The 13,958-nt window shown below is 68.0% G+C and carries 14 protein-coding genes; 3 read left to right on the plus strand and 11 right to left on the minus strand.

Going from position 1 to position 13,958, the window contains the following annotated elements:
• Positions 1–11: 11 nt before the first annotated feature.
• Genes BLU38_RS19510 through BLU38_RS19530 form a run of 5 tightly spaced genes read right to left on the minus strand, consistent with a single transcriptional unit; the run spans position 12 to position 5,048 of the window.
• Positions 12–671: a nucleoside/nucleotide kinase family protein gene (locus BLU38_RS19510; RefSeq protein WP_231919941.1), complete on the minus strand. Its 660-nt coding sequence runs from the start codon at positions 669–671 to the stop codon at positions 12–14.
• Positions 623–1,507 carry an aldehyde dehydrogenase family protein gene (locus BLU38_RS19515; RefSeq protein ID WP_231919942.1) on the minus strand — a complete coding sequence of 295 codons (885 nt, stop codon included), beginning with the start codon at positions 1,505–1,507 and terminating at the stop codon, positions 623–625. Before BLU38_RS19515 ends, BLU38_RS19510 begins: the two co-directional genes overlap by 49 nt.
• 2 nt (positions 1,508–1,509) lie before the next feature.
• Entirely contained in the window at positions 1,510–2,991 is a 1,482-nt protein-coding gene (locus BLU38_RS19520) for an aldehyde dehydrogenase family protein (protein WP_091527113.1), read from the minus strand.
• Between the two features lie 37 nt (positions 2,992–3,028).
• Complete coding sequence (gene deoC / locus BLU38_RS19525) at positions 3,029–4,030, minus strand: deoxyribose-phosphate aldolase (protein WP_091527114.1); 1,002 nt, start codon at positions 4,028–4,030, stop codon at positions 3,029–3,031.
• A 10-nt stretch (positions 4,031–4,040) separates the two neighbouring features.
• Positions 4,041–5,048, minus strand: a complete 1,008-nt coding sequence (locus BLU38_RS19530) for an N-acetylmuramoyl-L-alanine amidase family protein (protein WP_091532801.1) — start codon at positions 5,046–5,048, stop codon at positions 4,041–4,043.
• 49 nt (positions 5,049–5,097) lie between these two features.
• Here BLU38_RS19530 and BLU38_RS19535 point away from each other — a divergent pair, with 49 nt between their 5' ends.
• Complete coding sequence (locus BLU38_RS19535) at positions 5,098–5,796, plus strand: endonuclease/exonuclease/phosphatase family protein (RefSeq protein WP_231920415.1); 699 nt, start codon at positions 5,098–5,100, stop codon at positions 5,794–5,796.
• Here BLU38_RS19535 and BLU38_RS19540 read toward each other — a convergent pair.
• The gene (locus BLU38_RS19540; RefSeq protein WP_091527116.1) at positions 5,786–6,790 is read right to left on the minus strand and encodes an NADP-dependent oxidoreductase; all 1,005 of its coding nucleotides are present in this window, start codon (positions 6,788–6,790) and stop codon (positions 5,786–5,788) included. The genes BLU38_RS19535 and BLU38_RS19540 overlap by 11 nt on opposite strands.
• Positions 6,791–6,929: 139 nt before the next feature.
• Here BLU38_RS19540 and BLU38_RS19545 point away from each other — a divergent pair, with 139 nt between their 5' ends.
• On the plus strand, positions 6,930–9,308 hold the full coding sequence (locus tag BLU38_RS19545; protein ID WP_269458124.1) for a Tex family protein: 2,379 nt from the start codon (positions 6,930–6,932) through the stop codon (positions 9,306–9,308).
• Positions 9,309–9,341: 33 nt separating this feature from the next.
• Positions 9,342–10,565, plus strand: a complete 1,224-nt coding sequence (locus tag BLU38_RS19550) for an N-acetylglucosamine-6-phosphate deacetylase (protein WP_091527118.1) — start codon at positions 9,342–9,344, stop codon at positions 10,563–10,565.
• Between the two features lie 3 nt (positions 10,566–10,568).
• On the opposite strand, the gene BLU38_RS19555 is transcribed toward BLU38_RS19550, so the two are convergent.
• From BLU38_RS19555 to BLU38_RS19575, 5 genes are all read right to left on the minus strand, one after another.
• Positions 10,569–11,333: an ABC transporter permease gene (locus BLU38_RS19555; protein ID WP_091527119.1), complete on the minus strand. Its 765-nt coding sequence runs from the start codon at positions 11,331–11,333 to the stop codon at positions 10,569–10,571.
• Positions 11,330–12,145 (minus strand): ABC transporter ATP-binding protein, encoded by an 816-nt coding sequence (locus tag BLU38_RS19560; protein ID WP_091527120.1) that lies wholly within the window; start codon positions 12,143–12,145, stop codon positions 11,330–11,332. The genes BLU38_RS19555 and BLU38_RS19560 overlap by 4 nt, the downstream gene beginning before the upstream one ends.
• Entirely contained in the window at positions 12,142–12,513 is a 372-nt protein-coding gene (locus tag BLU38_RS19565) for a DUF1048 domain-containing protein (RefSeq protein WP_091527121.1), read from the minus strand. Before BLU38_RS19565 ends, BLU38_RS19560 begins: the two co-directional genes overlap by 4 nt.
• A 2-nt stretch (positions 12,514–12,515) precedes the next feature.
• The gene (locus BLU38_RS19570; protein ID WP_091527122.1) at positions 12,516–12,866 is read right to left on the minus strand and encodes a PadR family transcriptional regulator; all 351 of its coding nucleotides are present in this window, start codon (positions 12,864–12,866) and stop codon (positions 12,516–12,518) included.
• A gap of 102 nt (positions 12,867–12,968) precedes the next feature.
• Complete coding sequence (locus BLU38_RS19575) at positions 12,969–13,955, minus strand: Gfo/Idh/MocA family protein (RefSeq protein WP_091532803.1); 987 nt, start codon at positions 13,953–13,955, stop codon at positions 12,969–12,971.
• Between the last annotated feature and the right edge of the window lie 3 nt (positions 13,956–13,958).

Raw genomic sequence — 13,958 nt, forward strand, 5'->3', positions numbered from 1 at the left:
GAGTTCCATGATCAGGAACCGCTGATCACCGAGAGCGCTTGTCGCAGACCGACCATCCGGAAGTCCGCGGCCAGCGCTCGGCGTCGCAGCCCGGCGTCGGCCCGATAGAGCGCCAGACCTCGCCGGACCAGCATCGGCAGCGGCTTGCGATGCTCGCGGAGATCGCGGACGAACCGCAAGATCATCACCAGGATCCGGGGCCGATCGAGGAAGAGGCGCTCGACTGTCACCCCGGCCGACCGGCAGTGCTCGGCCATCTCCATCCCGAACACTCCCTCGGCGACGAAGCAGGTCGCGTCACCGAGGTCGACCCGGTGGCTGCCGACCCGGGCGCTGCGGGAGATGTCGTAGCGCGGGACCTCGGCAGTGCCGGACTGCAGCAGTTGATCGACCGCAGCCACCGCTTCGGCAGCGTTCCAGCTGCCAGGATCGTCCCAATCGATCTGCACGGCAAGGGGCGCGCCCCCCTCGAACCCCCGATCTGACTTTGTCAGCAGCGGAAGATCAGGATGATCGGCGTCGTAGTAGAAGTCGTCCAGATTGAGGCTCGGGCAACCGGCCAGTCGCGCCACCCGCGACTTGCCACTGCCGGAAGGGCCCGCCAGCAGGACGACCCTGCGACTCAGTAGCTGCTCCCGCCGGCCAGTGACGGCGAACCGGTCGGATGCCACACCGTCTTGATCTCCAGGAAGGCCCGCAGCCGAGCGGTCCCGGGCGCCGCCGCGAAATCCGGTCGCCCGCTCGGTCGATAGACCCGCTTGACGGTGCCGGCAGCGTCCCGGGCCAGTGCGGTCGCCAGCTCACCGGCGGCGCCGGTCAGGTCCAACGCATTCACGTCTGCATGAGTCGCCAGATGCGGCGCGATCTCGGCCGGCTGTCCGGTCAGGATGTTCACCACGCCACCGGGCACGTCCGAGGTCGCCAGCACCTCACCGAAGGTCACCGCAACGCACGGGTCGGCCTCGGCGGCAATCACCACGCAGGCATTCCCTCCGGCGATCACCGGCGCGATCACCGACACCAGGCCCAGCAGTGGCGCGTCGGTCGGCGCGACGATCGCGACCACACCGGTCGGTTCCGGTGCGGAATAGGAGAAGTACGGCGCCGACACCGGATTGGCCGAACCGAACACCGCTGTCAACTTGTCGGTCCACCCCGCATAGTGCACCAGCCGGTCGATCGCCGCGTCCACCTCGGCCGCGGCCGTTTCATGATCAACACCGCGACTGGTGATCAACAGTTCGACGAATTCGGCCGCTCGCCCCTGCAGCATCTCGGCGATCCGATAGATCACCTGACCGCGGTTGTACGGGGTGGCCTTGGCCCAGCCGCCGAAGCCCTTGCGCGCGGCGGCGACCGCATCCCGGGCGTCCTTGCGTGAGGCCAGCACTGCGTTGGCCATGAAGCTCCCTCCCGCATCGCTGACCTGATAGGTGCGGCCCGATTCCGAACGCGGAAAGGCCCCACCGACGTACAGCTTGTAGGTCTTGCTCACTGCGACACCCACGATCAGGCCTCCTTGGTCTCGCCGGCGAGGATCGGCTCGTCATCGGTGGCCAGGTAGGCCGCCAGCCCGGACGGTCCGCCCTCGCGTCCGAAACCGGACTCCTGGTAGCCGCCGAACGCGGCCGCCGGATCGAAACGGTTGAAGGTGTTGTCCCAGATCACCCCGGCCTGCAGCCGGGCTGCCATCGCCATCGCCCTCGATCCCTTCTCGGTCCAGACACCGGCGGACAGCCCGTACGGTGAGTTGTTCGCCTTGGCCAACGCCTCGTCCGGGGTACGGAAGGTGATCACCGACAGCACCGGACCGAAGATCTCCTCCCGGCTGATCCGCATCGACGCGGTCGCCTCGGTGAGGATGGTGGGGGAGACGAACCAGCCACGGTCGGGCAGCGGGCAGGACGACCGCCAGACCTGAGCACCCTCGGCGATCCCGGCCTCGGTCAGCTCGGTGATCTTGGACAGCTGGGCCGAGGAGTTGATCGCCCCGACATCGGTGTTCTTGTCCAGCGGATCGCCGACCCGCAGCGTCTCGGCCCGCTCCTGCAGCCGGACCATCAGCTCCTCGGCGACCGACTCCTGCACCAGCAGCCGGGAACCGGCACAACAGACCTGGCCGGCGTTGAAGAAGATCCCGTTCACGATGCCCTCGACTGCCTGATCGAGGGCGGCATCGGCGAACACGATGTTGGCGCCCTTGCCGCCCAGTTCCAGTGTCAGCTTGCGTCCGGTGCCGGCCAGCGACTGCTGGATCTGCTTGCCGACAGCGGTTGAACCGGTGAAGGCGACCTTGTCGATGCCGGAGTGGTTGACCAACTCCGCCCCGATGTCGCCGGCTCCCGGGACCACGTTGACCACGCCCGGAGGCAGGTCGGCGTCGGCAATGATCTCGGCCAGCACCAAGATCGACAACGGGGTCGTCTCGGCCGGCTTGATCACCACCGTGTTACCGGCGGCCAGCGCCGGCGCGATCTTCCAGGCCGCCATCAACAGCGGGAAGTTCCACGGGATCACCTGACCGGCGACGCCCAGCGGGCGGGGCGCCGGACCGTGGCCGAGGTAGGGGAGCTTGTCGGCCCAGCCGGCGTGGTAGAAGAAGTGCTGGGCCGCGGTCGGGACGTCGAAATCCCGTGTCTCCTTGATCGGCTTGCCGTTGTCCAAGCTCTCCAACACTGCCAGCTCACGGGCCCGCTCGGCGATACCCCGGGCGATCCGGAACAGGTATTTGCCACGCTCGGCACCGGACAGCGCCGACCACGGGCCGTCGTAGGCCCGCCGCGCCGCGGCGACCGCGGTGTCCAGGTCGGCCCTGTTCACCGTCGAGACCGTCGCCAGATCGACCGCCCGGCCGGGATTGACGGTGATCAGGTCGTCGCCCCCGCCCTCGATGAACTTGCCGTCGATGAAGGGCAGATAGCGCTTCTTGACCCGCGCGATCGCCTCCGACTCCGGGGCCGGTGCGTATTCCCAGTCGATACCTGTGGCCATGATCAATTCCGTTCCGCCGTGATCAATTCGGTTCGTCTCAGTCAACGGTCACGTAGTCGGCGCCCCAGTAGTGCCCGGAGAGCATCTTGCGACGTTGCATGATCAGATCGTTCAGCACCGACGATGCGCCGAATCGGAACCAGTGCGGGTCCAGCCACTCCGGGCCGGCCACCTCGCGGACCGCAACCAGGTAACGGATCGCGTCCTTGGCGGTCCGGATCCCGCCGGCCGGTTTGACTGCCCGCTGTTCGCCGGTGATCCGCTTCCAGTCCTTGACCGCCTGCAGCATCACGTGGGTGACCGGCAACGTCGCGGCCGGGCTGACCTTGCCGGTGGAGGTCTTGATGAAGTCGCCGCCGGCCAGCAGCGCCAGCCAGGACGCCCTGCGGACATTGTCGTAGGTTGCCAGCTCACCGGTCTCCAGGATCACCTTCAGCCGGGCGCTCCCGGCGGCCTGTTTGACCGCCACGATCTCGTCGAACACCTTGCCGTAGTTGCCGGCCAGGAAGGCGCCCCGGTCGATCACCATGTCGATCTCGTCGGCGCCGGCGTCGACCGCGGTGCCGACATCGGCGATCTTGACCTCGGTCGCCGCCCGGCCGGACGGGAACGCGGTCGCCACCGACGCGATGTTGATCTTGGTCCCGGTCTGCTCGGAGCCGGCCAGGGCCTCGGCGGCGATCGGCACCAGATCGGGGTAGATGCAGACAGCCGCCACCCGCGGGGTGTCGGCCAGTTCCGGGTCGGGCTGCAGAGCCTTGCGGACCAGGTTGCGAACCTTGCCGGCGGTGTCCGCGCCCTCCAGCGTGGTCAGGTCGACCATCGAGATCGCCAGATCGATGGCGGCCTGTTTGGATTCCTTCTTGATCGAGCGGGTCGCCAGTGCGGCGGCGCGTTGCTCCAACGCGACCGGGTCGACGCCCGGCAGACCGTCCAGGAAACGACGCAGCGAGCCTTCGTCGGCGACGACGTCGGCGAAGGGAGCTGCGGTGCCCGTTGCGGACCTGCGCTTGGTACGAGATCGGGTGGCGGTGGCCATGCAGCCGACCCTACAACTTGTGCTGCCTGTCGATGCAGCTCCGCAGCTCACGGGGCGATGCCGGTTCGGTGCCGGCGTCCGGGCCCGGTACGGCCGAGACCACACCCTGCAGCAGACCTTCGGCGTACGCGGTCTGAGCGGCCCTCGTCATCCTCCGGGTGGTCGACCCACCCGTCAGCGCACCGGCCTCGTTGTAGACCCAGGGAACCTCGGCCAGCAGTTGGACCAGAGCCAGGTTGCCCGGCTCGAGCCCGGCCCGGCCGGAGAAGTTCTCCTCGGCAACGTCGACCTCGGCAGCAAGTACCGCACCGCGCTCGCGGGCGATCACCCGCGCATACCGCGCGCTCGCCCGGGCGACGGCCGGGTGATCGAAGACCGTCCGGTTGCTGCCGCTGCCGCGCCACATCGGCCGGTAGCGGTCGCCGTGCCTGATGCCGCGCTGGCTGTAGACCGCCTGGAAGGCGGGGTTCTGGCCGTGATCGTTGTGCACACTGATCGCCAGATCGGCTTTCGCCTTGTTCGCGATCCGGGCCCGCTCGGCCAGGCCGACGGTGTCGTCGGCGTCCTTCTTGGTCATGATCACCCGGTAGCCGAGGTCACGCAGCCCGTCGGCGACACAGGTGCTGACCTCGTACACCTCGTGCATCTCCGGGGCATTGGGGTAGTCGAAGTCGGTCAGTCCGGTAGTCGGCTCGGTCCTGCGGATCGACCGTCCGCTGTGCCCCGGGTCGATGATGATCACCGGTGCAGCAGACGAACGGGTCGGAGCAGCGGACGGGTGCGTCGGTGTGCCGGACCGGGCTGATGCGGTAGCGGGCGCCCTGGTCGGCGAGGTCGCATCGGTCGGCGAGGTCGCATCGGTCGGCGAGATCGGGCCGGTCGGAGAGGCGGCAGCCGGTGACTCGGTGAGTGCGGGTGTCCGGTTCGCGGATCCGGTCGGGTTCGGCCCGGCGTCGGCGCAGCCGACCAGCACGGCACAGCAGATCAGGCTCAGCACCGACCGCCGCAGCTCCCGCACAGCAGCACCCTATAGAGCTCCGGCGGGTTACCGTTCCTCCGTGAGGCTGATGACCTACAACGTCCATCGGTGGCGTGACGATCGTGCTGCCCTGGCCACGGTGATCCGGGCCTGCTCGCCGGATCTGGCGATGATCCAGGAGGCGCCGACCTGGTGGGGGACGCGCCGGCGCCGGCTGGCGTTCGCCCGCGAGGTGGGGTTGCACTACATCGCAGGTCGCGGTCGATCGGGTGCCTTCGTCAAGGATCCCGGACGTTGGGAGTTCCGGACCCGGTGGATCCGTCGGCCGCTGATCCGAAGGGGCCGCAAGCACCGGACGCTGCAGGTGCTCAACGGAGCCGTCGCTGCCCGGACCACGGTCGATCGGCGGACGCTGACGGTGATCGGCTGCCATCTCGGCCTGCACAACCAGGGCCGGATCGGCGAGCTCAATCAAGTCCTCGAGCTTGCGCCGCTCAGCGGTCCGTACCTGGTGGTCGGCGACATCAACGAACGGCTCGGCGGCCCGGTCTGGAAGCTGGCGGCCGACACCGGACTGATCGATCAGCACGCCGCAGCAGAACGGGCCCGGCCGACCTTCCCGGCAGCCGCGCCGCAGCATCGCATCGACGTCGTCTGGGCAACCCCGGACGTGTCGAGTGTCCCGGTCGACCTGACGGCGCTGGGACTGTCACCCGAGCTGATCGGTCGGGCCTCCGACCATGTTCCGGTGGTCGTCGACCTGACGCTGACGGCCACTACAGGCTGATGATCATCTTCCCGGTGTTCTGACCACGTAGCAGCCCGATGAACGCCTGCACCGCGTGATCGAGCCCGTCCACCACCGTCTCCTCGGCGACGATGCTGCCGTCGGCGAGCCAGCCGCCGACCTTGCTGGCGAACTCGTCGGCAAGATCATCGTGGTCGGCGACCAGGAAACCGGTCATCGTGATCCGTCGCCCGATGAACAGGGCCAGATTGCTGGGGCCGGGGGTCGGGGCGGTCGCGTTGTACTGCGAGATCATCCCGCAGACGGCGATCCGGCCGTGCAGCTTCATCGCGCCGATCGCAGCCTGCAGTTGGTCGCCGCCGACATTGTCGAAATAGACGTCGATGCCGTCCGGCGCCGCCCGAGCCAGCAACTCCGCAGCCGGACCGTCGTGATAGTCGAAGGCGGCATCGAAGCCGAGGTCGTTGATCAGGTGGTCGACCTTGGCCTTGCTGCCGGCGCTGCCGATCACCCGGGACGCGCCGGCCAGCCTGGCCAGCTGCCCGACCATGCTGCCGACCGCTCCCGCGGCCGCCGAGACGAAGACGGTGTCACCGGGCCGGAACGCCGCGACCCGGAACAGACCGGCGTACGCGGTCCGACCGGGCATCCCGAGAGCGCCCAGATAGCGGGACGGTGCGACATCCTCGCGGCGGGGCAGCAGCACGACCTGATCGGCCGCCAGCACCGCGTCCTCCCGCCAGCCGAGGCCGTGCAACACCAGGCTGCCGACTCCGACCCGGTCGCTGCCGGAAGCCGTCACCTCGCCGACCGCAGCGCCGAGCGCTGCCTGGTCCAGCTCCCAGGGCGGCGCGTACGACGGGGTGTCGTTCATCCGTCCCCGCATGTACGGGTCGACCGACATCGCCAGGTTGTGCACCGCGACCTCGCCCGGACCCGGGTCGGGCAGCGTGGTCTCCACCAGGGCGAAATTCTCCGCCGACGGTTCGCCCTCGGGACGAGAAACCAGTCGGATCTCGCGCGTGTTGATCATGCCGCCAGTATCACCGGCCGCCGAGCCGACGCTCCGGCCGGGGCCGGACTCGGTGATTCAGCCCGACACCAGGCAGAATGCTTCCCTCAACACCCGCCGCCGGATCTGCGGCGGTGCGATTGCTCGGGAGGATTCACAGGTGCAGCTGCAGACGGTCGAGAGCCGGATCGCCGAAGAACTGGGTGTCGGAACAGGGCAGGTCATCGCGGCGGTGGCGCTGCTCGACGACGGGTCGACGGTGCCGTTCATCGCCCGCTACCGCAAGGAGGTGACCGGCGGTCTGGATGACGCCCAGCTGCGCACCCTGGAGGAGCGGCTGCGCTATCTGCGTGAGTTGGACGAACGCAAGCAGGCGATCCTGGAGTCGATCGAGAGTCAGGGAAAGCTGACCGACGACCTGCGCGCCCAGATCGTCGGCGCCGACACCAAGGCCCGGCTGGAGGACATCTACCTGCCGTACAAGCCGAAGCGGCGGACCAAGGCGATGATCGCCAGGGAGGCCGGCCTGGAGCCGTTGGCCGACGCACTGCTCGGCGATCCGACGCTCGATCCGCAGCAGACCGCCGCCGGCTACGTCGACGCCGACCGCGGCGTCGCCGACATCACGGCTGCGCTGGACGGTGCCCGAGCGATCCTGATCGAACGCTTCGCCGAGGACGCCGACCTGATCGGTGAACTCCGCGAACGCCTGTGGAAGACCGGCCGACTGGTGTCGAAGGTGCGCGAGGGCAAGGAGACCGACGGCGCGAAGTTCTCCGACTACTTCGACTTCGCCGAGTCCTTCAGCAGCCTGCCGTCGCATCGGATCCTCGCCCTCAACCGCGGTGAGAAGGAGGACGTGCTGACCCTGTCGATCTCACCGACGGCGACCGACGAGGAAGCTGCCGCAGCCAGCACGCTCGGCCCGACCGGTTACGAGCAGCTGATCGCCCGACGGTTCGGCGTCGAAAACCTCGGCCGGGCCGCCGATCGCTGGCTGCAGGGTGTCGTCGGCTGGGCCTGGCGGACCAAGATCCTGATCACGCTCGGAGTCGACATCCGGATCCGGCTGCGGCAACTGGCCGAGGAGAAGGCGATCAGTGTCTTCGCCACCGGCGTCAAGGACGTCCTGATGGCAGCGCCGGCCGGCACCCGGCCGACCCTCGGGCTGGACCCCGGCTTCCGGACCGGCGTCAAGGTGGCCGTCGTGGACGCCACCGGCAAAGTCGTCGACACCGGCGTGATCTATCCGCACGTTCCGAAGAACCAGTGGGACGCATCGCTGGCCAGGTTGGCAGAACTGTGCGCCGCGCATCGGGTCGAGCTGATCGCCATCGGCAACGGCACCGCCTCCCGGGAGACCGAGAAGCTGGCTGCGGAGTTGATCATCAAGCACCCCGAGCTCGAGCTGACCAAGGCCGTGGTGTCGGAGGCCGGCGCCTCGGTCTACTCGGCATCGGCCTACGCCTCCGACGAGCTGCCCGAGCTCGACGTGTCGTTGCGCGGAGCAGTGTCGATCGCTCGTCGATTGCAGGATCCGCTGGCCGAGTTGGTCAAGATCGATCCGAAGTCGATCGGCGTCGGTCAGTATCAGCACGACCTGTCCGAGGTCGGCCTGTCGCGGTCGCTGGATGCGGTCGTCGAGGACTGTGTGAACGCGGTCGGTGTCGACGTCAACACCGCATCGGCACCGCTGCTGACCCGGGTGTCGGGGATCACCGCCTCGCTGGCTGCCGGGATCGTCCGGCATCGTGATCAATGCGGCCCGTTCCGATCTCGGACCGCGTTGCAGCAGGTTCCCCGCCTTGGACCGAAGGCCTACGAACAGGCCGCCGGCTTCCTGCGGATCATCGACGGCGACGAACCACTCGACGCCTCCGCCGTCCACCCGGAGTCCTATCCGGTGGTCCGGCGGATCCAGGCCGCCGCCGGCGTTGATCATGATTCCCTGATCGGCAAGCCCGGCGTACTGACCGGGCTGAAACCGAAGGATTTCACCGACGATCAGGTCGGGCTGCCGACGGTCACCGACATCTTCGCCGAGTTGGAGAAGCCGGGACGCGACCCACGTCCGGCCTTTGTCACCGCCTCGTTCGCCGACGGCGTGGAGAAGCTCACCGATCTGGTTCCTGGAATGATCTTGGAAGGCCAGGTCACCAACGTCGCCGCCTTCGGCGCCTTCATCGACGTCGGAGTGCATCAGGACGGGCTGGCTCACGTCTCCGCACTGTCCAAGAGCTTCGTCTCCGATCCGCGGGACGTGGTCAAGCCCGGTGACCTGGTCAAGGTCAAGGTGCTGGACGTCGACACCTTGCGGCAGCGGATCTCCCTCACCCTGCGACTGGACGACGAGCTGCCCGCAGCACCGTCGGGTGCTGCGTCGGACAAGCAGCCCGCTGGCGGGCCGAACAAGAGCAAGCGCGCCGGCAACGGCGGTGATCGTCGTGGCGGGAAGAAGCCCGGCCGGCCGGCACGGGATCGGATGCCGGCCAACAGTGCGATGGCCGACGCCCTCCGGAAGGCGGGGCTGACCGGCTGATCGGTCCGCGGCTCGGACGGCTAAGGTCGTCCGGTGACGTCCTCGACGCCCCGACACCGCCCCGATCTCGTGATCCGTGCGGCGAGCATCCCGCGACCCGACGGACCGGAGCAGGTCGACGTGGCCATCGCCGCCGGTCGGATCGTCGCGGTCCAACGCACCGGAAACCAGCTGCAGGCGGCCGATGCGCCGGTGATCGAGGCCGGCGTGCCGGTGATCGAGGCCGATGGGGCGGTGATCAGTCCGGGGCTGATCGATCTGCATCTGCACGGCGGCTTCGGAACCTCCTTCGGTGACGGCGATCCGGACGGGATCGCCGTACTGACCGAGAACCTGGCGCGACGAGGCATCAGTACCGTTCAGGCATCCCTGGTGTCGGCGACCACCGAGCAACTGGACGCCATGATCACCGCCATCTCCGGTGCGGTCGGATCGAGGCCCGGCCGAGCGACGATCGCAGGGATCCATCTGGAGGGGCCCTTCCTGTCCCAGGACCAGGCCGGCGCCCACGACCCGGCCGCGCTCCGCAGCCCGACAGCCGCCGACCTGGAGCTGATCGCTGCCGAGGCCGACCCGCTGACCATGATCACCCTCGCCCCGGAGCTGCCGGGAGTGCCCGAGTTGATCAGCCGCTGCAGCGAACTCGGCATCGTAGCCGCGATCGGGCACAGCAACGGCGATCAGGACGATTTCGATGCCGGCGTCGCCGCCGGCGCCAGCCACGTCACCCACCTGTGGAGCGGGCAGTCGACCTTCACCAGGAGGGGGCCCTGGCGGGTGCCGGGGATCCTGGAGGCCTCCCTGGCATCCGGTCTGACGGCCGAGATCATCGCCGACGGCAAACATCTGCCGCCGACGTTGCTGGAGCTGGCCCGACGGAGCGTCGCCGACCGGCTCGTCGTCGTCTCCGACGCGACACCCGGCGCCGGCATGCCCGAGGGGTACCGCTATCCGCTGGGCACCGTGCACTGCCGGGTGCAGGACGGTGTCGGGATGGTCGACGGTCAGCAGGTGTTCGGCGGCAGTACCACCCTGCTGGACGAGATGTTGCGTCTTCTTGTCCAGGACCTCGGGTGGCCGCTGCACGAGGTGTTGGCGATGATGACCTCGACCCCGGCAGCGGTGCTCGGTCGCAGTGATCTCGGAGTGATCAGCCCCGGAGCCTGCGCCGACCTGGTGCTGTGGAATCCGGACCTGACGGTTCGGGAGGTGATCATCGGCGGCCGGCGGCTCGGCCGCGATGATCAGCCGCGGTGAGGTTCAGCTGATCCGGCGGCGGTAGACCGCGGCCGCGGCCGCGTAGGCGGCGATCAGGATGACGACCAGCCAGACCAGGGCGATCCAGATGTCGTTGCCGACCGGCTGTTGGCTGAAGAGCGCTCGCAGCGTGTTCACGATCGAGGTCACCGGCTGGTTCTCGGCGAACCAGGCGACCGGCCCGGGCATCGAATCGGTGGGCACGAAGGCCGAACTGATGAACGGCAGGAAGATCAGCGGGTAGCTGAACGCGGTAGCGCCGTCGATGCTCTTCGCCGACAGCCCGGCGATCATCGCGACCCAGGTCAGGGCGAGGGTGAACAGGACCAGGATGCCGGCGACTGCCAGCCAGCCGCCGATACCGGCCCCGCTCCGGAAGCCCATGATCAACGCGACTCCGATGACGAGCGCGACCGAGACCAGGTTGGACACCAACGAGGTCAGGACGTGTCCCCACAGCACACTCGACCTGGCGATCGGCATCGACTGGAAGCGTTCGACGATGCCACCCTTCAGATCGAGGAAGAGCCGGTAGGCGGTGTAGGAGATGCCGGAGGCGACGGTGATCAGCAGGATCCCGGGCAACATGTAGTCGATGTAGGACTGATCGCTGCCGATGTTGATCGCTCCGCCGAAGACGAAGGTGAACAGCAGCATCAGGGCGATCGGTGTGATCGCGGTGGTGATGATCGTGTCCGGGCTGCGCAGGATGTGGCGCAGCGAGCGGCCGGTGAGGACACCGGTGTCGGCGATGACGTGACTGGTCATCGGACTTCCTTTCCGGTAGGAGCTGTCAGGTCGGGGTCCTCGGTGTCACCGATCAGCGTGAGGAACACGTCCTCCAGCGACGGCTGCTTCTCGACGTAGCTGACCTCGGCCGGCGGCAGCAGTTGTTTGAGTTCGGCCAGGGTGCCGTTGGAGATGATCGTTCCCCGGTGCAGGATCGCGATCCGGTCGGCGAGTTGCTCGGCCTCGTCGAGGTACTGGGTGGTCAGCAGCACGGTGGTGCCGTTGTCGGCCAGGTGCCTGACGGTCTGCCAGACCTCGTTGCGGGCCTGCGGGTCGAGGCCGGTGGTCGGCTCGTCGAGGAAGATCACCGACGGGTCGCCGATCAGACTCATCGCGATGTCCAGCCGGCGCCGCATGCCGCCGGAATAGGTCGATGCCTTGCGGCCGCCGGCGTCGGTGAGGGAGAACCGCTCGAGCAGGTCGTCGGCAACGGCACCGGGGTCCGACAGATGGCGCAGCCGGGCGACCAGGACGAGATTCTCCCGACCGGTGAGGATCTCATCCACCGCGGCGAACTGGCCGGTCAGACTGATCGCTTCCCGGACCTGTTGCGGCTGCGTTGCCACGTCGAAGGTCTCGACGGTCGCCGTGCCGGCGTCTGCCTTGAGCAACGTGGACAGGATCCGGACCAGCGTCGTCTTGCCGGCTCCGTTGGAGCCGAGCAGGGCGAAGATGCTGCCGGGTGCGACGTCGAAGTCGACGCCGCGCAGCACCTGCACGTCCTTGAAGGACTTCTCGATGCCCTGGACCCGGATCGCGGGTCCGTTCGGTGCGTTGACGGCGGTCGTCATTGCGGTTGCTCCTGACTCTCGGCGTGCTGGATCGCGTCGTTGAGCCGACGCTGTTCCTTGCTGATCCAGGCGCTGATTCCGTAGTTGCTCTTGAACGTCTCGACGAATTCGACCGGGTCGTCGCCGACGATCTGTTTGATCGGCGTGCCGTCGGCCGCTGCGCGTTCGAACAGGTCGCCGAGGTCCTCGATCATCTGGATCAGGTACTCACCGTCGGCCGGGCCGGTGTACATCAGATACCGTTCGATGCCCTCGACCGCGGTGCGGTAGCCGGCCGGCAGCTCGCGTACCCGGGCCTTGTAGGCCCGCCAGCGCTTCTTGTCCTCCAGGGATCCGGTGAGTGCTTCGATCCAACGGGGTGCTGCCATGATCACTTTCCTTCTTTCTGCGGATGTGCGTGTTGGTTGCGGAGTTGTTCGATGCGTTCGGCGAGGAAGCTCCAGGTCGCCCAGAACTCCTCCAGATAGGCCTCGCCGCGGGTGTTCAGCGAATACACCTTGCGCGGGGGGCCCTTCTCCGACGGCACCTTCTCCACGTCCACCAGTCCGCGCTGTTCGATGCGGACCAGCAGGGCGTAGATCGTGCCCTCGGCGATGTCGGTGAAACCCTGCTCGCGCAGCCAGGCCGTGATCTCGTACCCGTACGCGGACCGGCCGGCCAGGATCGCCACCACGATGCCCTCCAGGGTGCCCTTGAGCATCTCGGTCGCCTGTTTGCCCACGACCCCCTCCTCACTACTCAGCGTTGATGACTACCAGTACATAGTAAGCACGAGTACCGGTATTTAGCAACACCGAGTAGCGAGGTTTCTCGGCGGAGGGTCTCAGAAGGTCTTCCAGGCTCCGTCGTTGTCGGCGCTGAGTTGGGCGGTCAGCGCGATGCGGGTGGCCAGGATCGACTGTGCGGTCGTGACGGCCGGCTGCTCGCCGGTCCGCAGCGCGTCGAAGTAGAACTGCACCGGTCGGGTCGGCGTCGCGAGCTCGAGGGTCCGTTCCGGTGTGTTGCGGGTGGTCACGGTGACCCGGTGTCGCGGCCAGTCGACATCGGCGGTGCCTTCGGTGCCGACGATCCGCATCCGGTAATCGCCGTGCACCGCTGCGGCATCGGGCTGCAGCCAGTTGGCGTCGATCATGGCCAGTAGGCCGCCGGTGTCGATGATCAGCCCGACCTGATCCGCGAACTCCGGATGGTCAGTGACGCTGTGGTTGCCGGTGATCGCGGCGACCCGGCCAGACGTCGCGTCGGTCAGTCGGAGCAGGATGTCGATGTCGTGCACCGGCAGGTCATTGGCGATCCCGCCGTAGCCGTGCCGGCTGAAGAACCAGTCCGGTCGAGTCGGTTGCAGCAGCTTGTGCGGTCCGGTGCTGCTCAGCTGGACCAGGTCGCCGAGTTCCCCGGAGTGCACCACCTCGGTCAGCGCCAGGGTCTCGGGATAGAACCGCTTGTCGAACATGATCGCCAACGATCCCGCTGACTCTGCGGCGGCCCGTTCGATCGCTCGGAGTTGATCAAGGCCGGTGCACATCGGTTTGTCGACCAGGACCGACATCCCGCGTTGCAGGCAGTCGATCACCAGCTCGGCGCGCCGGCTGTAGACGCCGCAGACGACGCCGACGGCTGCCGGGTGCTCGGCCAGCGCCCGATCCGGGTCGGCGTACACCGGTGCCTGGACGGCGCGGAGGAATCGCTCACGCGCAACCGGATCCGGCTCGGCCGCTGCGACGACCCGGACGTCGGCCGTCGCGGCTGCCTCGGTCAGCAGGTAGTCGACGTGCGGGTGCGCGGCGCCGAGGACGATGGTGTCGATCATGAA

The sequence above is a fragment of the Microlunatus soli genome (assembly GCF_900105385.1).
In the GTDB taxonomy this organism is placed as follows: Bacteria; Actinomycetota; Actinomycetes; order Propionibacteriales; family Propionibacteriaceae; genus Microlunatus; species Microlunatus soli.